Below are 18,261 nucleotides of genomic sequence, written 5' to 3'. Positions count from 1 at the left end.
AGCGACATGAAAAATATTTTTATCACAGGACTAGCACTCAGTTTTACTTTACTTTCAGCATGTACGAAGCTGGATGTAAATGTGGAATCTGAATATGTAAAGGAAAATTTTCCAACCACACCCGATGGCTTTATTGCCGCATCCGGTCCCATTTATACACAACTAAGCGGAGGCTATGCCGTTGACTACTGGCGGATGCAGGAACTCTCTACTGATGAAGCCATTATCCCTGCCCGTGGTGGTAACTATGTGGATGGAGGGGTGTATGCGCAGTTGCACAGGCATTCCTGGACGAAAGATCACACCACCGTGAAAAATGTGTGGAGCTGGGCTTTTGGCGGCGTGAACACCTGCAACCGTATTCTCGCGCTTTTTGAAAAAGCACCCGACAGCGATTCCAAACCGCAGGCAATGGCGGAGGCCAGGGCGATGCGCGCGCTGTATTACTTTTACCTGATGGACTTGTATGGCAAAGTACCCATCATCACCACATTTGGTAATCCAACGCCGCCAGAACAATCATCACGCGAAGAGGTATTTAATTTCATAGAAAAGGAACTGAAAGAAGTGTTACCATTGCTGAGAAGGGAACGTGGGCAAATTACCTATTCGAAGCCTACTGTATGGTTTGCCTTTACACTGCTGGAAAAAATGTATCTGAATTCAATGGTATACACCGGCAAGCCCAGGTATAACGACGTGGTAGTAATGGCTGATAGTATCCTGACCAACGGCAAATATGAGCTGGATGCCAACTACGCCAGCATTTTTATGCCTGATAACGGTCCTGCTATTATGGAAACCATTTTTGCGATTCCTTATGATGGATATGTGATCAAAGGCAACCAGTTTTCCCGTTTCGGATTACATCCAAACCTGGTGGCAAAGTACTCATTACCTTTCCGCCCAAGTATTGCAATGAGCACCATCGGTTCTTTCTATGATAAATTCAATTTAACAGGGGATGTCCGCAATAATACCTGGCTGGAAGGACCGCAGGTTAATTCCGACGGCTCGCCTATCCTGATTACCACCACCAACAAAGGATTAGATGATAAGTATGCCGGCTCGGAACCTAAGAAGGAAATCAAATGGCAGCTTACGTTCTCTAAAACCATGACCTTACGTGTAGATACTACCATGGATATCGGGAATGATGAACTGGCAAAAGCGGCCGGTGTGCGTTCCATTAAGTATTACCCTGATAAAAACACTGAACCATCAGAACGTAACTCCAATAATGATGTGCCCGTTTTCAGGCTGGCAGATGTAATGCTTATGAAGGCGGAAGCCATCCTGAGGGGTGCTGCTCCCACAGCAGTGAAAGGCGAATTACAGGATGCAGATGTATTGGTGAACAAAATCCGCACCCGGGCACATGCCCCGTCGGTAAGCGGTATCAACCTCAGCGGTTTGCTGGAAGAACGTGCGCGGGAATTAGCCTGGGAAGCATGGCGCAGGAATGATATGATCCGTTTTGGCGTATTTGAAGGCACCTGGGGTTTTAAATCAGATGTAAATACCCAGCACCGCATTTACCCCATACCTGTAGATGAAATCACGCTGAATCCAAAGCTGGTGCAGAATCCAGGCTACTAGCGCGGATTTTGTCTTGGCTCAGGATTACGCTGATTTTACTGATTACTTTGATTTTTACTTTTGGATTTTATAAAGGATTAAGGGAGATAGAAGCGGATATATAGCTTTTATCTCCCTTAATTATTATAAATCTAAAAATCAAAAAAAATCCAAAAGTAAAAATCAAAGTAATCAGTAAAATCAGCGTAATCAGCGAGAAAGACAAAATCCGCATCGCCGAAGGCGATCTTTTCCCTTTTGCGTAAGTCGTTTTCCTGATCCGATCATTACTCCCCGATTTCCTGCTGTATTTTTGTGAGATATAAATAATACCCCGGAGTCATTAACTATACATAGTCCATACATCCGTTGTTTGCCACCACCATTTTTCAAAGGTAAAGAGTGATGAATTAAGTCCTGACAGCGGCCGTAACCCGGTCGCTGGAGGCACAAACCCATAGGCCCATGTGTAATTACCAGACATTATACCACGGCGCTGCAGGATATGTGATCCGCTGCCCGCATTGCAAAGGCATTCAGTTAGCCTTTGGTACAACGGTTGTTAACCTTGATATCACCGAATTTGAGTGCTTCAAAAAGATGGTCAACCGGCTATCGGATGAACACTATCACACATCAGAAAATGAAAAGATGATTTGTTTGCCCCTGCCGGCGGATCATGTGATGATGTTGGTAACCCCTGCTGAAATAACTGCGCTGGCAAATATAACAGCGGAAGTACAGGCATTGATTGATGCCTATGATATCCTGGAAACATCCTCCGGATGCCAGTCTGCCGGCTAATGATAAATGCCGCCCCTTCTTTTTTGAAATGTATATAATCCTGGATCAGCGCGTGCTGTCATATTCCGCCTTCAGACGGAATATGACAGCACGCGCTGTTGTTTAACAACCGGGATGGCTACTTGTTCAGCCATGATCAAAATTGATTTTATGTGAACAAATGCGAAACGACTTGTGTTACCTATTACAATTGAATGATGACCATATTCTTCTTCTCATAATCCATATATAAATGAGTTGGTTACAGCATACATTCCAGGAATATCCTGAACTGGCCGTATTTCTTACTTTGTCCGCAGGATTTTTTATAGGTAGCATACGGGTAGGGAAATTTTCGTTAGGATCCGTAACCGGTGTTTTGTTGACCGGAGTAATTGTAGGGCAGATGGACATACAGGTATCTGCCAATGTGAAGTCGGTCTTTTTCCTCATGTTCCTGTTTGCAGTAGGCTATAGTGTGGGACCACAATTTTTTCGTGGTCTGAAAAAAGATGGGCTGCCGCAGGTATTGTTTGCTGTACTTATGTGTGTTGTTTGCCTGGTGGCGCCGTGGTTGCTGGCGCTTGCCTGCGGCTATAACGTAGGGCAGGCCGCCGGTCTGATCTCCGGTTCACAAACCATTTCCGCTACTATGGGAGTGGCCTCTGATACCATTAACCAGTTAAATGTGTCTGCCGAACAAAAAGCTGCATGGATCAACGCCATGCCGGTATGTTATGCAGTAACCTATATCTTCGGAACAGCAGGTTCGGCGTGGTTACTATCCAGTATTGCTCCCATGATGATGGGCGGAATTGAAAAGGTAAGAGCCGCATGTAAAGAGCTGGAAAAAACAATGGGCGCCGGTGACCCCACACAGGATCCCGGCATGCGCTCTGCTTTTATCCCGGTTACATTCCGCGCTTATTTAATAGATGCTGCATCCATTGCCGCAGGCAAATCAATACAACAGCTGGAAGCTGAATTGCTGCAACGCAATCACCGTCTGTTTGTAGAACGCATTCGCCGGAAAGACAAGAAGCTGGTGGAAGCCACGCCGGATTATGTAATTAATCCCGGTGATGAAATTGTACTCAGCGGCCGCAGGGAATTTATCCTCGGAGAAGAACAGGGTATCGGTAAAGAAATAGTAGATATGGAATTGCTGAACTTCCCCGTGGAAAATGTACAGGTATTTGTGATGAATAAAAACGTAGTTGGGAAAACAGTGAAAGCCTTACGTGCCATGGATTACATGCACGGTATCCCGGTGCAGAGCATCAGGCGCGCAGGAATCGCCATGCCGGTGTATCCGGAGGCCGTACTGGAAAAAGGGGATCATGTGGAACTGGTAGGCTACAAAAAAGATATGGACAAAGCTGCCAAAGAAATTGGTTACGCGGATATTCCTACCGATAAAACAGATATGATCTTTGTGGGCCTTGGTATTGTGTTAGGGGGGCTTGTTGGCGCCATGAGCATTCATGTAGGAGGGGTGCCGCTCAGCCTGAGTACAAGTGGCGGTGCGCTCATAGCAGGACTGGTTTTTGGCTGGTTACGTTCACAGCATCCTGCCTTTGGCAGAATCCCGGAGCCGGCATTGTGGGTGATGAACAATGTGGGTTTAAATACTTTCATTGCAGTGGTGGGCATCACCGCAGGTCCCAGCTTTGTGGCGGGTTTCAAAGAAGTGGGATGGGGACTTTTTTTAGTAGGTATTGCAGCTACAGCTATCCCGTTGTTATCCGGGGTGTTGATGGCTAAGTATATTTTTAAATTTCATCCGGCATTAGTGCTTGGTTGTACTGCAGGCGCCAGAACCACTACCGCTGCACTTTCCGCTATCCAGGAAGAGGTACAAAGCAACCTGCCTGCACTGGGCTATACCATTACATACGCGGTGGGCAATACGCTGCTCATCATCTGGGGCGTGGTGATTGTGCTGCTGATGACCTGATGTTGTGAATAACTATTCATCATAAATGAGATACACCGTGACAGACACCCCTACCAGTTATTTACGTTTGGTCGTTTACGTTATATCCATTCTTTTGTGGGCGGCGCAGGCACATGCACAAACAGATACTGCTGAAAACGGAAAGGGGCTTACCCGTAACATGATTGAGGGCGGGAAAACGCAGGGCTTTCTTTTTACGGATGTAAAGGGCATCCGGCTGCAGTTTAGCGGATATGTGCAGGCGGATTTTATCCACGACTTCAGTGAAATCGGCAACATACATGCCATGCAGCCATCTACTATCACGGTGCCCACGTTGAGTGATGGCAACACGGCCTTTACCATCCGGCAGTCCCGTTTTGCTTTTTCCGCCTTTGGTGTTCCGGACGCCAAAGGGCGCACCCTCAAAGCCGTGCTGGAATTTGATCTCTGGGGTAATTTATCCGGTGCGCCAAGATTGCGCCATGCTTATATTCAACACGGCAAATGGATCTTCGGTCAGTATTGGAGCAACTTTATGGATGGTGATAACTGGCCTAACATCATGGATTACTGGGGGCCAAATTCCTATGTATGGACACGCCAGGTACAGCTGCGCTTTACACAGGCCATATCTGAATCAATGACTTTCTCCGTTTCCGCAGAACAACCCGGTGGCGATATTTCCATTCCTTCCACCTGGAGCAGCAAAACCATCTACCCGGATGTAACAGCCGCTTTTCAGAAAAACTTTGGAAAAAAGAATGCCAGCCATGTACGGCTGTCCGGCCTGCTGCACCCGATCGATTACAAGAACAGTGACGCAGATACGAAAACAAGTATAGGCGGCGCCTTTAATATCTCCGGAAATATTAATCTCGCTAAAAACGATGATGTGAAATTCCAGTTCGCTTATGGCAGCGGCTATGCAAAATACAGCGAAGATATCAGCGGGCAGGGATACGACGGATACGCAACGGCAGATGATAAAAGTATCAGTAACATCAGCATGCTGGCTACCTGGCTGTACTTCGATCATTTCTGGACAAAAAGTCTCGGATCTACTCTCGGGTATGGTTACCTGCAACTGAACACGCCGGATCTCGATATGCCCGTAGGCACACTGAAAGCAACGCACTACGGTTCTTTTAATACCACTTATTACTTCACTTCTTTCTTTAAAATAGCCGGTGAAGTACTGTATGGGAAAAGGGTGAATACGGATGATCATTCCGGCGATGATATCCGCACTCAGTTCAGCGCGTTCTTCAAATTCTGATCATCTGCATAAAAATGGAATAATCATGAGCGCTAAAGTTGCGCTTCTCCTGCTGCCCGCCCTGCCGGACGGCGGCGTAAGTCCCTGCTGGCTATGCTGTGGCTGTTTACCTGTTATTTTTCCCCGTTAATTCGTAAATTCATAAAACAAGTTATCACCTTAACATGTTTTAGAGCTATGGACGTAAAGGATTATTATAAGATTTTGGGGATAGAGAAAACGGCAACAGCTGAACAGATTAAGAAAGCCTACCGTAAACTGGCGGTAAAGTATCATCCGGACAAGAATCCCGATGATAAAGCCGCTGAAGATAAATTCAAAGAGATCAATGAAGCCTATGAGGTGCTGAGTGACGCTGAAAAGCGTAAGAAGTACGACCAGTTTGGCGAAAACTACAAGTATTACGAGCAGCACGGAGGCCGGCCGGAAGACTACGATTGGTCGCAGTACGGTGGTGGCGGCGGACAGCGTCGCACCTACTCTTATGGCAGCGGGGATATGGATGATATGTTCGGCGGCGGTGAAGGTAACTTCTCCGATTTCTTTGAACAGCTTTTTGGCAGCCGGTTTTCAGGCGCTGGCGGTGGCCGCCGGCAGCAGCAGGGCCCTGGCAGGGGCCGCGATGTGCAGGCAACCATGGAAGTATCCCTGGAGGATGCTTATACCGGTGCTACCCGCCAGGTAGAAGTGGGTGGCAGCAGGCTTAATATCAAGCTGAAGCCGGGACTGTACGAAGGCCAGGTGATCCGGTTAAAGGGAAAAGGGAACCCCGGCCGCAAAGGCGGGGAGAACGGCGACCTGCTCATTACCGTGCAACTGGCGCCAAACCCGCAATACGAGCTGAAAGGGAAAGATATTTATACAGATCTGGCAGTGCCTTTGTATACTGCCGTATTGGGAGGAAAGCTGACCGTAAACACACCGGGCGCTTCCCTGAATATGAATATTCCGGCCGGAACAGACAGCGGCAAGGTTTTTCGTTTAAAAGGCAAGGGGATGCCCGCTTACGACAACAGCGGAACAGCCGGGGATCTATACATCAAAGCAATGGTACATATACCGGCAAACCTCTCCGACAAGGAAAAAGAATTGTTTCAGCAACTTTCACAATTAAATGAGAATGGCCATGCTTAAACTTTTTGATTATCTGGAAGAAGTGATTTCCACAGAACGGATCTCACAACTCAATAACCCACGCCTGCTGTATACCGCCAGCGAAATTATGCAGGAAATGGGATATGGCCAGTCGGGCATGGAACAGGAGCCGCTCGACAGGGCCATGCATGCGTGTGCCGCCCTGAACATCCCGGTGGACTATAATTTCAAGAAAGTATACTGCTTTCGGGATGGGGAACTTACCACCGACTGGCAGTTATCGGAACTGGCTACTTACCTGTTCATGATCAACTGTAATCCGCTGAATCCTTTTGTAGCGAAAGCCCAGCTGATATTTATGATGAAAGACCGGGTATGAGAGATATCAACCGGACAGGCATCCTCATAGTAGTGATCATGGGCACCACTATGGCAGGGATAGACTCCAGTATTGTTAATATATCCCTTCCCGTTATGAGCAGGCAGTTTAACTGTACGCTCGACGAGATTGAATGGGTGATTACCGTATACATGCTCAGTTTTTCCGTATTGATGCCACTCACCAACTGGCTGAAAAACAGGATTGGCTTTTTCAATCTCTATATTGGCGCTATCTCCCTTTTTACGCTGGGATCTTTAATGTGCGCCTTGTCCACTAGCCTGGACAGCCTGCTTACCGCCCGGGTGATCCAGGCGCTGGGAGGCGGTGCTATGGCGCCTACCTCTATGGCTATTATTTCTTACGTGTTCCCGGCGAGGGTGCGCGGCACTGTGCTGGGATGGTGGGGCCTTGGTAACCTGGTGGGCCCCGCCATGGGACCCACGCTGGGAGGTATACTCACTGAAAAGTTCGGGTGGCCTTCTATATTTTATATCAATCTTCCCATCGGTATCCTTACAGTGATCCTCGCCTTCCGTTACCTGGATGTACTGCGGAAGCAGCCGAAGCTGAAACTGCCGTTTGATCTTACCGGTTTTGTATTGCTCACCATATTCCTGGTTTGCCTGCAATATGGTGTGGCACGGGCAGAAGTTGTAGGGATCACTTCTCCCGAAATACTGGCTACACTGGGTGTGGCCCTGATTGCGTTTGCTGTTTTTATCTGGATAGACAAACATAAAAAAGAGCCGATCATTAACCTGGATCTTTTTGCCAATTATTCTTTTGTGAGTTGTATCCTCGTAACTATTTCGAGGTCGGCTGCGCTGTTCGGCGGCTTATTCCTGATGCCGTTCCTGTTACAGGAACAGATGGGTTTTTCAGAAGGGATGTCGGGGTTGCTGATACTCCCCAATTCCGTATTTATGGCGGCGATGATGCCTTTTGCAGGGCGCTGGTCCGATAAACACGGCTCCAGGGAAATATCCATGCTGGGAATTGCGTTGCTGGCGGTGTCTATGTACCTGTTTGCCCTGCTGGACAAAGGCAGCACTATTACCGGCGTGATCATCACTATGACGGTGAGGGGGCTGGGCATGGGGCTTTTACTCGCCCCGCTCAATGCCGCAACACTAAGCGCAGTACGGCCAAGCGAAGTAACAATGGCCTCGTCTATCAGCACCCTGATGCAACAGGTGGGCGGCGCCATAGGTATCGCAGTGCTGGCCATTGTAACCCAGGCTGCCTACAATAAACATGTGCTGGCCGGACAGGAAGGCCATTATGCCCATCACCTGGCACTCAAGCAGGGTTTTCATATTTCCCTGTTTATCCTGTTGATAACCCTGATACCCGCCTGGTTCCTTCCGCGCCGGAATGTGGTATTAAAAGATACAGATGCCCACATTGATACCTGACTTTTTTAGTGCATGATTATTGGTGAGGATAGGTTAACTTTTCCGGCATTTATGACAACAAATGGTAAGAAGCACATATTGATGATCGACGACGACGAAGATGACTTTTTCCTTGTAAACTCTTTACTACAGGATATTTCGCCCGATCAATACGTTTTGCAGTGGGTTTCTTCCTACAAAGAAGGGTTGTTGGCAATTGAAGCACGCTCACACGATCTTTACCTGGTAGATTATCGTCTTGGCGCTCATACTGGTATTGATGTGTTGCATCATTTCCGCAACCTGGGATATAAAGCCCCCGTTATTTTGTTTACCGGGAAGGGCGATTACCATATAGACAAGGAAGCCATGCTGGCCGGTGCGTCTGATTACCTGGTAAAAAGCGAGATCAACGCAGCCTTGCTGGAGCGGGCTATTCGCTACACCCTCGATAAATTCAGCCACCTTCTGGCCATTGAAAAAAGCGAGAAACGCTATTTCAGCATCTTCGAAAAATCCAATGATCTTATCCTGCTGGCAGACTGCGAGCACAAAATTGTAGCGGCTAATCCCGCTGCACTCAATGTATTAAAGTATGAGGAAGCAGAACTGTATAGCAGCCATCTCCAGAGCCTGTTCGCGGAGGAAGGAGTGATCAATTCTTTCCTCGACCAGCTGTGCAGCGATGAAGGTGTGGTGCAAAAGGAATATGTATTCCGCAGTAAACTGGGTCAACAGCTCGATGTAATGATCAACGCTTCCCTGCTGGATGAAAAAAAGCAGTTATACCTGTGTATTATCCAGGATATCACCGCCCGCAAACGGAAGGAAAGGGAAAAGCAGCAACAGGAAAAATTCGCGATTACCGGGCGCATTGCCCGCCTGATAGCGCATGAGGTCCGTAACCCGCTGACAAATATCCTGCTGGCAGTATCCCAGCTTAAAACGGAGCCGGTGGCTGAAACAGAAGATGCCACCTTATACCTGGATATTATGGAGCGCAACTGCCATCGTATCAATCACCTGGTCACTGAATTACTGCAGTCCACCCGGATGTCGGAACTCAATATGCTGCCGCTGGGACTGAATATGCTGGTAGAAAAAGCGCTGCAACTTGCAGCCGACAGGTTGCAGCTAAGCAACGTTAACGTGGTAAAGGAAATGTGCCAACCTGATTGTATGATCCTGGCAGATGAAGACAAGATCCTCATCGCTTTTCTGAACATTATTATCAATGGCATTGAAGCCATGAAAGCCGGGGAAGGAAAACTTACCATCAATACATGGAAAGACGCGGAGAAAGTATTTATTCGTATAACCGATAACGGTAGTGGTATTTCCCCGCAGAACCTGGCGAAACTTTTTGAGCCCTTTTTTACCAACAAAACAAAGGGAACGGGATTGGGATTAACGGCTACCCAGAATATTATACTTCAGCATAAGGGTACGATTGCAGTAGATAGTATATTGGGAGAAGGGACTACTTTCCTGATTAGTTTTCCTATTGACGGAGAAAGCCAGAGTGAATAGACTACCGGCCGGTAAATGCCTTACAGCACTTACCGGCCGATGATATTATTTATCCTCTTCTTCTGCTTTGATGCCTGTTTGTGTAAACACGATCTTCCGTTGTTTGTACAGGTTGCCAATGGTCATTTTGAATGTTTTCTTGCTCATCCCAAAAAACTCCTGTATCTCTTCCGGTGTCGATTTATCGTGATACGGCAGATAACCATCGTTTTCCTGCAGTAACCGCATAATTTTCTCTGACTCGTCTTCCACTTTATTAAATCCGGGTTTACCCAGGATCACATCTATTTTATCGTCTTTGATCTGGCGGATGAAGCCCGGTAATTTGTCACCGATTTCAATGGTCCGGAATATTTCGTTGTGATGCAGGATACCGGTATGCAGGTTGTTGATGATCACCACGTAACCGATGTCGGTACGGCGGTAAATCACCAGGTTTACCTGGTCTTTTTCCTGTACGGTGAGGTTTTCATTGCTGAGGTAACGGTCAATCTTCTCTGTGGCAGCAAGGCGGCCGGTCAGCTCATCGATGTATATTTTTACCAGGTATTCCTGTCCGGGCGCCATGCGGGTAAGCTGTTGGGAAGAGGCCACAAACAGGTCTTTCATCAGCCCCCAGTCCAGGAAAGCGCCCTGTTTGGTAACGCTCACCGCTTTCAGCATCACAATATCCCCTGCAATCCCGTAGGGGCGCTGGGTAGTGGCAATCAGGCGGTTTTCGGAATCATGGTAAAGAAATACTTCCAGTTCATCGCCTACACGGGTACCGTCGGGTACAAACCTTGTGGGTAGCAGGATCTCCTGTTCTACGCCTTCGAGGTACACACCAAAATCAGCTTCTTTTTTCACCCTTAACAGGTTGTATTCACCCACCTTTATCATAAAAAACGATTAATTGTCAGGCTGCAAGTTACTTATAGATTGCCGGATTGCGAGAATCATATTCTGCTTACTTTTGTAAGCATCAGATACCGGGCAGTATTGGTAATTCCCGGGTATCCGGTCTAAAACCAACCAAACTATCTTATGACGATTTTATCATTCACCCTGATCCTCCTCGGCGGGGCCTTTTTGGCTGGGCTGCTGGGATCGCTGACCGGCTTAGGCGGGGGCGTTGTGATCATCCCGTTGCTAACCCTGGTATTTCATACCGATATCCGGTATGCCATTGGTACCGCTTTGGTAGCCTCCATTGCCACTTCTTCCGGCTCAGCGGCTGCTTATGTAAAGGAGGGCATTACCAATATCCGGCTGGGCATGTTCCTGGAAATAGCCACAACCACGGGCGCCGTTGTGGGCGCACTGATAGCCGTATATATGCCCACCAATATCGTAGCCATTATTTTCGGACTGGTCCTCATTTTCTCGTCCGTAATGTCTTTTCGCAAGGAAATGGAGTTTCCGGCAGGGCATAGCGACAGCAAAGCAGCGGAGCAGCTGCGGCTCAACGGAAGCTATCCTTCCGACGGTGAGATGGTCAATTACAAAGTGCATCATGTACCAGGGGGCTATTTTATGATGACCTTCGCCGGCATCATGTCCGGGTTGCTGGGCATCGGCTCCGGCGCACTGAAAGTGATGGCGATGGACAATATTATGCGTATTCCTTTTAAGGTGTCTACCACCACCAGTAATTTTATGATCGGTGTTACCGCCGCTGCCAGTGCAGTGGTATATCTGCAACGGGGATATATTTCTCCGGGCCTGTGTATGCCGGTAGTACTGGGAGTGCTGGCAGGCGCCTTTGCGGGCTCCCGTTTGCTCACACGCGCCAATGTAAAAGGGTTGCGTATAGTCTTTAGCGTAGTAATCGGATTGCTCGCTTTACAGATGATCTATAATGGGATAACCGGAAAATTATAAACGATGAAACAGGCACTCGCAAAGTATTTCCGGGATAAGGATATCCAGCAGCTCATCGGCAAACAACTGCGTATAGGCGTAATTGTTTCCAGCATCATCGTATTTATCGGTGGTGTCATTTACCTCGTCCGTCATGGCCATGAACACCCCTCCTATGGCGACTTTACCGGTGTAAGAGAAGGTTTAACCAACCTGCCCGGCATCTGGCAGGGTGTAATGGAAAATAAAGGCATGAACATCATCCAGCTGGGCATCGTATTATTAATTGCCACGCCTATCATCCGTATCGCCTTTTCCGTTATCGCCTTTTTAATAGAGAAGGACTACCTGTACGTAGGCATCACACTCCTGGTACTGGGTATCATCCTATTCAGCATGCTGGGCGGATTAGCGGGGTGAGCGGATTTTGTCTTTCTCAGGATTACGCTGATTATACTGATTTTTGGGATTTTGATTTTTGGGATTTGTTTTTGATTTTAAAAGATTAAGGAAGACAGCAGCGGATATTTTGCTTTTGTCTTCCCTAATCTTTTAAAACACTCGCTGCTATCTCCCCCAATCCTTTATAAATCAAAAAAAACAAAATCCCAAAAATCAGTATAATCAGCGTAATCCTGAGAAAGACAACCTTCGCTACAGGGTTACCGCAATCACCGCGTCAATAGGGTCCGGTGCTGTTGCTGGAACGGAGATGACGAGGTCCTCTGCGTTGCCGGTGGTGGAGAGCTGCTGGCCGGTTGCCAGCAGGCGGGCGCTGTTTACTTTTCCTTTTATACCAGGAACATGCAGTTTGCCGTCGGTTGGCCAGTTGAAAACGTGCAGGTATAGCGTGGTGGTGGCTCCTTTTATTTTTTGGGTGCAGCGGCCCCATTCCAGGGGTGGCAGCGGGCTGCCTTGTGTGCCGTATATGGAGGCGCCATTTACTTTCATCCATTGGCCAATTCCTTTCAGCGCGGTAAGACTGCCCTCGGGGAATTGTCCCAGCGCATCAGGGCCTACGTTGAGGAGGTAGTTGCCGTTTTTGGAGGCGATGTCTGCCAGGTTTCGTATAAGCGTTTCCGTGCTTTTCCATTTTTGGTCGTAGTCTTTATATCCCCAGGTGCCGTTCATGGTCATGCAGGTTTCCCAATCCCTGCCATCCAGCTCCGACTGGTTGGGGATCTTTTGCTCCGGTGTTTTATAATCGCCCGGGAAGTTGGGTCTTTTTAAGCGGTCGTTTGTAATGATATTGGGTTGCAGCTTCAGCACCTCCTGTAGTTGCTGTGCGTATTCGTCGGTCATATTGGTAGGGGTGTCCCACCACAGCACGGCTACTTCGCCGTAGTTGGTGAGGAGTTCCTTTACCTGGGGCACGGCTACTTTAGTGATGTAGTCCGACATGGTAGCGGAGGTTTGCAATGGGTCCCAGTGGCCGGTGTGCGCCAGGGTATAAGCATCTATTTTGACGGAATCAGGGTTAGGCCAGCCTTCGGTGGCCACTTTACGGGCAGCGGCGCCACCGGGGTTGTTCCAGTCCTGCGCCTGGGAACAATAGAAGCCGAGTTTGATACCGTATTTCTTACAGGCGGCAGCCAGCGGCTTCAGTACATCCTTACCATAAGGAGTGGCATCCACAATGTTCCATTTGCTGGCGGCAGATTTGAACATAGCAAAGCCGTCGTGGTGCTTGGCGGTGATGACGATATACTTCATGCCCGCATCCCGGGCTGTTTTTACCCAGGCGTCGGCGTCGTATTTAACGGGATTGAATTGTTTGGCGTATTGCTGGTATTCCAGTACCGGTATTTTGCCGCGGTTCATGATCCATTCGCCGCCGCGGCCTACCTGGTGTCCTTTGTAGTTTCCGGCCAGTACGGCATAGTCGCCCCAGTGGATAAACATGCCAAAGCGGGCGTCGCGCCACCATTGCATGCGCTGGTCGTGGGTAAGTGTGTGCTGTGCGTGAAGAGAAGCTGCGGGTAACAGCACCATCAGGAATAGCGTGAGTTTTTTCATAAACGTCATGTGGAAAGTATTGTCGGTTATGCAAACGATTGCAAAAAGGGTTTAAAAATAAGCGCTTATCGCGCTGATCTTTATTCAATTCACATAAATGTCTATAAAAAAACTGGTCCGAAGTGGGATGATTTTACCGGAAGCTGGTATTTTTTTAGTTGGATATTTTATTCCGGGAGAAGGAATAAAATATCCAACTATTGGAGGAATATTATTGCGCCATTTCCATTTCGCCGAGTTCCAGCACCTGGGTAGTCCAGGTACGCAGCTCATCGCAGAGGGCAGGGTTATTCAGGAGCGACTGTCCGTATGACGGGATCATTTTCTTCAGTTTGATCTGCCATGCTTCGGTTTCAACGTCTTCGTTAAAACAACGTTTCAGCAGGTTTAGCATGATGGATACTGCAGTAGATGCACCGGGAGAAGCGCCCAGCAGCGCTGCAATGGAGCCATCGGCAGCACTTACTACTTCAGTACCAAATTCCAGGATACCGCCATGTTCAGGATCTTTTTTAATCACCTGTACACGTTGTCCGGCAATTTCAAGTTCCCAGTCTTCCATTTTAGCTTCGGGGAAGTATTCCCTTAACGCCTCCAGCCGGTCTTCCGGCTTCTGTCTTACCTGTGCAATCAGGTATTTGGTCAGCGGAATATTATCCAAACCAGCAGACACCATGGGTACAATGTTGTTGGCTTTGATAGATAAAGGCAGGTCCATGAAAGAACCATTTTTCAGGAACTTGGTGGAGAACCCGGCATAAGGGCCAAACAGCAAGGCTCTTTGTCCATCTATCATGCGGGTATCGAGATGCGGCACCGACATAGGAGGGGCGCCTACAGAGGCTTTGCCATATACTTTTGCACGGTGCTGTTCAATTATTTCAGGATTATTGCAACGCAGCCATTGTCCGCTTACCGGGAAACCGCCGAAACCTTTTCCTTCCGGAATGTCCGACTTCTCCAGCAACGGCAGGGAACCGCCGCCGGCGCCAATGAATACGAATTTAGTGTTGATGGATTGTCTTTCACGTGTACCACGGTTTTTTACCTTGATGGTCCAGCTGCCGTCGTCTTCCTTTTTAAAGTCACGCACATCATGGTTAAAGTGCATGCTTACACCATCCATTTTTGCGAGATGATTAAACAGGGCACGGGTTAATGCGCCAAAGTTCACGTCTGTACCCATTTCCATGTGGGTAGCCGCTACTTTCTGAGAGGCATCGCGACCTTTCATTACCAGGGGCATCCAGTTTTTCAGCTTTTCCGGATCTTCAGAATACTCCATCGTTTTAAACAGATGGCACTGTTGCAGGGCATTGTAGCGCTTTCTGAGGTAATCCACATTCTCTTCTCCCCAAACAAAACTCATGTGGGGAACAGCCTGTATAAAATTGTGCGGATTGGAGATAATGTTATTTTCTACCAGGTAGGACCAGAACTGGCGGGATACTTCAAATTGCTCTGCAATGTTCACCGCTTTTTTAATGTCTACTGATCCATCCTGTTTCTGTGGCGTGTAGTTCAACTCGCAAAATGCAGAGTGTCCTGTGCCCGCATTGTTCCATGCATCGGAACTTTCTGCAGCTGCCACATCCAGTCGTTCAAAAATTGCAATGGTTAACTCAGGTTCCAGCTCTTTCAGGAGCATTCCAAGTGTTGCGCTCATGATCCCGGCGCCGATTAAAACCACATCCGGACCTGTTCCAGCTGTACTCTTGCTTCTAAACATAACCCCATTTTTATTCGAGGTGCAAAGTTACAATCAAAACACTTATGCAGGGAGAATAAATTGATCGTTTACTACACTTTAACAATACTATTACAATTCTTTCTGAACGGATTGAAAGTTTTGAATTTCTCGTTGCGTATATATAAATTTATATTTTGGTTAAGCATTTGGCAATGAAATAATTGACTGCCCGGAAAGTTTATTTTTATTTTATGATGAACAGACGCCTGTTTTTAAAAGGAGTATCCGCAGCAGTAGTGATTTCTGCCTGCGGTAAAATAGTAAAGGCCGTAACGCCCCGGCACTTCGACAGTAAAACCGTTTTCCGCTTTGCGGTCGGGTCCGACTGGCATTACGGCGAGCCTAAAACCAATTACGACCAGTATTTCCTGGATCTGCAAACCGCTTTTAACCAATACCAGCACCAGTATCCCTGCGAATTTTTTACGCTCAACGGGGATATTATCCACAACGATCCCGCCCTGTTGCTGCCTGCCGCCGCCAAATTGAAGCAATTGCATCCCAAGTTGCTGGTTACCCATGGTAACCACGACATGGTGCCGGCTGCTGCCTGGGAACAGGCCTGGGGAATGCCGCTCAACCACGATATGGTAATGGGTAACCATGTTATTCTCCTCGGTAATACCGCCGATGAGAAAGGAAAATACATCTGCCCCGATGTTGATTGGTTCACGCAAAAGCTCGAACAATATAAAACCGCTCAAAATATATTCATCTTCTTACATATTACCCCGGTAAAATGGACAGATAACGGGCTGGATTGTCAGGATTTTCAACAGCTCATCCGGAAGTATCCGAATATCAGGGCCATCTTCAACGGGCATGACCATGACCAGGACAGCGTAAAAATGCTCGATAACTGCCCCATCCCATTCCTGTTCGATGGTCACGTAGGCGGCAGCTGGGGAGTTGGCTATCACGGTTTCCGGGTAGTGGAGTTAAAGGAAGACGGCAGCCTGCTCTCTTTTATTATGAACCCGCTGAAAAGACAGAACGAAAGGGTTTTTCCGAAAGTTTAGCTATTTTGCCGGTCCAATCGGGATGCTAAAAGAAAATCTATGCTGGAGGAACTTGAAAAAGACTACGGATTTACCTATCCTACGCTCTATAAACAATTATATAAGGATGGTATGCTGAACTGGGGTGAGTTTGGGGAAGACTGGCTGGATAAAGTATACCCTGCTATTAAAACTGCACCGCCTTTACTGCTATACGCCAACGATCTCGAAATAATGGCCCTGCCTACGGTGGATGAAGAAATGGACGAAGGGCTGCTCTTTGCAGATCCTGTACACCAGTTCGTTCCCTTTGCCATGAGCGGCGCCGGCGATTGGTTCGCTTTTTACTTCAACCTGCAAAACGGCGACGATGTGCCCATTGTACAGGTGTTTCATGATTCCAATGAAGCCTGCATCCTGGCTAAAAACCTGCAGGACTTTATTTTTTTACAAATGCTGGAAGCAGTAACAGACCTGGATCCCAGGAACCCTTCGCTGATTGCACATGGTAACATGAAAGAAAACTGCCGCAACTTCCTGCGCACACATGCACCTTACCTCACACCACGCCAGGCAGGTATTATAGAGGCAGTATATGATTTTGGAAGATTGACCAATGTGGCCCTGCACGAAATTGTAGAGAAAGAAATGAGCTTTGAATGGCTGGACAGCAGCTTCCCTTACCAGACAAGAGGATAACAAACCGGCTAAAAATGTTGGGGATAAAATCACATTTTTAGCCGGCCCCGCTTATTTTAATCTTTATAAAAATCTATCAGCGAGCCGAAATACTGCTCATTCCAGCCGGCAATAATATCTTCATAAGCTTCGTCCGGAATATTCACATGCTTCAACTCCACATCTGTTCCTTTTGGAGATGGATGCAGTTTGATGGTGACAATGGATGGATTTTCCTCTTCTTCCTCTTCATCGTCCATAAAATACCATTGCTGCACAATCTTTTTGTCCTGCTCAAATTCCAGGTTTTTACCCACAATACTTCCTTCCCATAAAGCGAATTCAGAACCCGGCGCTGTCGACATTTCAGCTACTTCGCCTGTCCACAGCTGAATGGTGGCGGGATTGGTGAGTGCCGCATATACTTCTTCAGGCGGGGCCGCGAGTATAAAATGTTTTTTGTAATCTTTCATGGTTTCAAAGCTACTGAATTGATGAATTATTATTTACTTTTCTATAAAAATTGAGCATATGCAACTAACCAAACTGATCCCGAATATCTTTTATTCGGATATGAATGTGGGTTTGCAGCTATTTGTGGATACGCTGGGCTTTTCTGTGGCATACCGTGATGACAGCGGGGAACAGCCGTTTTGCATCATCAAGCGGGACAACCTGGTGATTCACCTGATTGAAAGTCATGAATGGGCGATCAAGGACAGGCCGGAAATACGACTCGAAACCGATGACATAGAAGCAGCATATGCACTGGTGAAAGGAAGTCACCCTGAGTTACTACACCCCAATTTACCGGAGATAAAGCTCCAACCCTGGGGAGCACTGGAATTTGCCCTGAGAGATACAGAAGACGTGTGCGTGATTCTCCAGCAGCCTTCCTGATTGTTCATTTCCGGGCATTTGCCGTCCATTTCCGGACAAAAGGAGACGAATACTTCCCTTGTAATCCTTTGTGGATAAGGCCATGCAACTATGGCGGTCT

The 18,261-nt window shown here is 47.6% G+C and carries 17 protein-coding genes; 13 read left to right on the top strand and 4 right to left on the bottom strand.

The features are described 5' to 3' along the window. The first annotated feature begins 6 nt into the window (after window positions 1-6). From QFZ48_RS07420 to QFZ48_RS07385, 8 genes are all read left to right on the top strand, one after another. The gene (locus QFZ48_RS07420; RefSeq protein ID WP_429044500.1) at window positions 7-1,599 is read left to right on the top strand and encodes a RagB/SusD family nutrient uptake outer membrane protein; all 1,593 of its coding nucleotides are present in this window, start codon (window positions 7-9) and stop codon (window positions 1,597-1,599) included. A 444-nt stretch (window positions 1,600-2,043) separates the two neighbouring features. After that, entirely contained in the window at window positions 2,044-2,382 is a 339-nt protein-coding gene (locus QFZ48_RS07415) for a DUF6686 family protein (RefSeq protein WP_429044502.1), read from the top strand. Between the two features lie 232 nt (window positions 2,383-2,614). Further along, window positions 2,615-4,318, top strand: a complete 1,704-nt coding sequence (gene aspT, locus QFZ48_RS07410; RefSeq protein ID WP_429061779.1) for an aspartate-alanine antiporter — start codon at window positions 2,615-2,617, stop codon at window positions 4,316-4,318. Between the two features lie 25 nt (window positions 4,319-4,343). Next, complete coding sequence (locus tag QFZ48_RS07405; protein ID WP_429044508.1) at window positions 4,344-5,576, top strand: DcaP family trimeric outer membrane transporter; 1,233 nt, start codon at window positions 4,344-4,346, stop codon at window positions 5,574-5,576. A gap of 177 nt (window positions 5,577-5,753) precedes the next feature. Continuing rightward, window positions 5,754-6,710, top strand: coding sequence for a DnaJ C-terminal domain-containing protein (locus QFZ48_RS07400; protein ID WP_429044511.1), 957 nt, complete (start codon window positions 5,754-5,756; stop codon window positions 6,708-6,710). After that, window positions 6,703-7,050, top strand: a complete 348-nt coding sequence (locus QFZ48_RS07395) for a hypothetical protein (protein WP_370910973.1) — start codon at window positions 6,703-6,705, stop codon at window positions 7,048-7,050. Before QFZ48_RS07400 ends, QFZ48_RS07395 begins: the two co-directional genes overlap by 8 nt. Further along, complete coding sequence (locus tag QFZ48_RS07390) at window positions 7,047-8,468, top strand: DHA2 family efflux MFS transporter permease subunit (protein ID WP_429061777.1); 1,422 nt, start codon at window positions 7,047-7,049, stop codon at window positions 8,466-8,468. Before QFZ48_RS07395 ends, QFZ48_RS07390 begins: the two co-directional genes overlap by 4 nt. 51 nt (window positions 8,469-8,519) lie before the next feature. Then, window positions 8,520-9,977, top strand: a complete 1,458-nt coding sequence (locus QFZ48_RS07385; protein WP_429044516.1) for an ATP-binding protein — start codon at window positions 8,520-8,522, stop codon at window positions 9,975-9,977. Window positions 9,978-10,022: 45 nt separating this feature from the next. Here the strand turns inward: QFZ48_RS07385 and QFZ48_RS07380 are convergent, their stop codons facing one another. Then, complete coding sequence (locus QFZ48_RS07380) at window positions 10,023-10,859, bottom strand: CvfB family protein (RefSeq protein ID WP_429061775.1); 837 nt, start codon at window positions 10,857-10,859, stop codon at window positions 10,023-10,025. Window positions 10,860-11,003: 144 nt separating this feature from the next. Here QFZ48_RS07380 and QFZ48_RS07375 point away from each other — a divergent pair, with 144 nt between their 5' ends. Both QFZ48_RS07375 and QFZ48_RS07370 read left to right on the top strand, forming a co-directional pair. Then, complete coding sequence (locus tag QFZ48_RS07375) at window positions 11,004-11,840, top strand: sulfite exporter TauE/SafE family protein (protein ID WP_429061773.1); 837 nt, start codon at window positions 11,004-11,006, stop codon at window positions 11,838-11,840. Window positions 11,841-11,843: 3 nt separating this feature from the next. Next, on the top strand, window positions 11,844-12,239 hold the full coding sequence (locus tag QFZ48_RS07370; protein ID WP_429044522.1) for a DUF1634 domain-containing protein: 396 nt from the start codon (window positions 11,844-11,846) through the stop codon (window positions 12,237-12,239). Between the two features lie 234 nt (window positions 12,240-12,473). Here the strand turns inward: QFZ48_RS07370 and QFZ48_RS07365 are convergent, their stop codons facing one another. Both QFZ48_RS07365 and QFZ48_RS07360 read right to left on the bottom strand, forming a co-directional pair. Beyond that, entirely contained in the window at window positions 12,474-13,844 is a 1,371-nt protein-coding gene (locus QFZ48_RS07365) for an alpha-L-fucosidase (protein ID WP_429061771.1), read from the bottom strand. A gap of 202 nt (window positions 13,845-14,046) precedes the next feature. Continuing rightward, window positions 14,047-15,564, bottom strand: coding sequence for a malate:quinone oxidoreductase (locus QFZ48_RS07360; RefSeq protein ID WP_370910966.1), 1,518 nt, complete (start codon window positions 15,562-15,564; stop codon window positions 14,047-14,049). A 212-nt stretch (window positions 15,565-15,776) separates the two neighbouring features. Here QFZ48_RS07360 and QFZ48_RS07355 point away from each other — a divergent pair, with 212 nt between their 5' ends. Beyond that, window positions 15,777-16,604, top strand: coding sequence for a metallophosphoesterase family protein (locus tag QFZ48_RS07355; RefSeq protein WP_429061769.1), 828 nt, complete (start codon window positions 15,777-15,779; stop codon window positions 16,602-16,604). Between the two features lie 39 nt (window positions 16,605-16,643). Further along, window positions 16,644-17,282, top strand: a complete 639-nt coding sequence (locus tag QFZ48_RS07350; protein ID WP_429044533.1) for an SMI1/KNR4 family protein — start codon at window positions 16,644-16,646, stop codon at window positions 17,280-17,282. A 56-nt stretch (window positions 17,283-17,338) separates the two neighbouring features. Here the strand turns inward: QFZ48_RS07350 and QFZ48_RS07345 are convergent, their stop codons facing one another. Then, window positions 17,339-17,734 (bottom strand): SRPBCC domain-containing protein, encoded by a 396-nt coding sequence (locus tag QFZ48_RS07345; protein ID WP_429061767.1) that lies wholly within the window; start codon window positions 17,732-17,734, stop codon window positions 17,339-17,341. Between the two features lie 58 nt (window positions 17,735-17,792). Here QFZ48_RS07345 and QFZ48_RS07340 point away from each other — a divergent pair, with 58 nt between their 5' ends. Then, the gene (locus QFZ48_RS07340; protein WP_370910963.1) at window positions 17,793-18,161 is read left to right on the top strand and encodes a hypothetical protein; all 369 of its coding nucleotides are present in this window, start codon (window positions 17,793-17,795) and stop codon (window positions 18,159-18,161) included. Window positions 18,162-18,261: the final 100 nt, after the last annotated feature.

The organism is Chitinophaga sp. W2I13 (genome assembly GCF_050434005.1).
In the GTDB taxonomy this organism is placed as follows: domain Bacteria; phylum Bacteroidota; class Bacteroidia; order Chitinophagales; family Chitinophagaceae; genus Chitinophaga.
This window is presented reverse-complemented; position numbering and strand designations above follow the sequence as displayed.

What these genes read in the sequence shown, in the direction of transcription:
- QFZ48_RS07420 (WP_429044500.1), top strand. Translation starts at nt 7, where the DNA reads ATGAAAAATATTTTTATCACAGGACTAGCACTCAGTTTTACTTTACTT.
- QFZ48_RS07415 (WP_429044502.1), top strand. Translation starts at nt 2,044, where the DNA reads ATGTGTAATTACCAGACATTATACCACGGCGCTGCAGGATATGTGATC.
- aspT (WP_429061779.1), top strand. Translation starts at nt 2,615, where the DNA reads ATGAGTTGGTTACAGCATACATTCCAGGAATATCCTGAACTGGCCGTA.
- QFZ48_RS07405 (WP_429044508.1), top strand. Translation starts at nt 4,344, where the DNA reads ATGAGATACACCGTGACAGACACCCCTACCAGTTATTTACGTTTGGTC.
- QFZ48_RS07400 (WP_429044511.1), top strand. Translation starts at nt 5,754, where the DNA reads ATGGACGTAAAGGATTATTATAAGATTTTGGGGATAGAGAAAACGGCA.
- QFZ48_RS07395 (WP_370910973.1), top strand. Translation starts at nt 6,703, where the DNA reads ATGCTTAAACTTTTTGATTATCTGGAAGAAGTGATTTCCACAGAACGG.
- QFZ48_RS07390 (WP_429061777.1), top strand. Translation starts at nt 7,047, where the DNA reads ATGAGAGATATCAACCGGACAGGCATCCTCATAGTAGTGATCATGGGC.
- QFZ48_RS07385 (WP_429044516.1), top strand. Translation starts at nt 8,520, where the DNA reads ATGACAACAAATGGTAAGAAGCACATATTGATGATCGACGACGACGAA.
- QFZ48_RS07380 (WP_429061775.1), bottom strand. Translation starts at nt 10,859, where the DNA reads ATGATAAAGGTGGGTGAATACAACCTGTTAAGGGTGAAAAAAGAAGCT.
- QFZ48_RS07375 (WP_429061773.1), top strand. Translation starts at nt 11,004, where the DNA reads ATGACGATTTTATCATTCACCCTGATCCTCCTCGGCGGGGCCTTTTTG.
- QFZ48_RS07370 (WP_429044522.1), top strand. Translation starts at nt 11,844, where the DNA reads ATGAAACAGGCACTCGCAAAGTATTTCCGGGATAAGGATATCCAGCAG.
- QFZ48_RS07365 (WP_429061771.1), bottom strand. Translation starts at nt 13,844, where the DNA reads ATGACGTTTATGAAAAAACTCACGCTATTCCTGATGGTGCTGTTACCC.
- QFZ48_RS07360 (WP_370910966.1), bottom strand. Translation starts at nt 15,564, where the DNA reads ATGTTTAGAAGCAAGAGTACAGCTGGAACAGGTCCGGATGTGGTTTTA.
- QFZ48_RS07355 (WP_429061769.1), top strand. Translation starts at nt 15,777, where the DNA reads ATGATGAACAGACGCCTGTTTTTAAAAGGAGTATCCGCAGCAGTAGTG.
- QFZ48_RS07350 (WP_429044533.1), top strand. Translation starts at nt 16,644, where the DNA reads ATGCTGGAGGAACTTGAAAAAGACTACGGATTTACCTATCCTACGCTC.
- QFZ48_RS07345 (WP_429061767.1), bottom strand. Translation starts at nt 17,734, where the DNA reads ATGAAAGATTACAAAAAACATTTTATACTCGCGGCCCCGCCTGAAGAA.
- QFZ48_RS07340 (WP_370910963.1), top strand. Translation starts at nt 17,793, where the DNA reads ATGCAACTAACCAAACTGATCCCGAATATCTTTTATTCGGATATGAAT.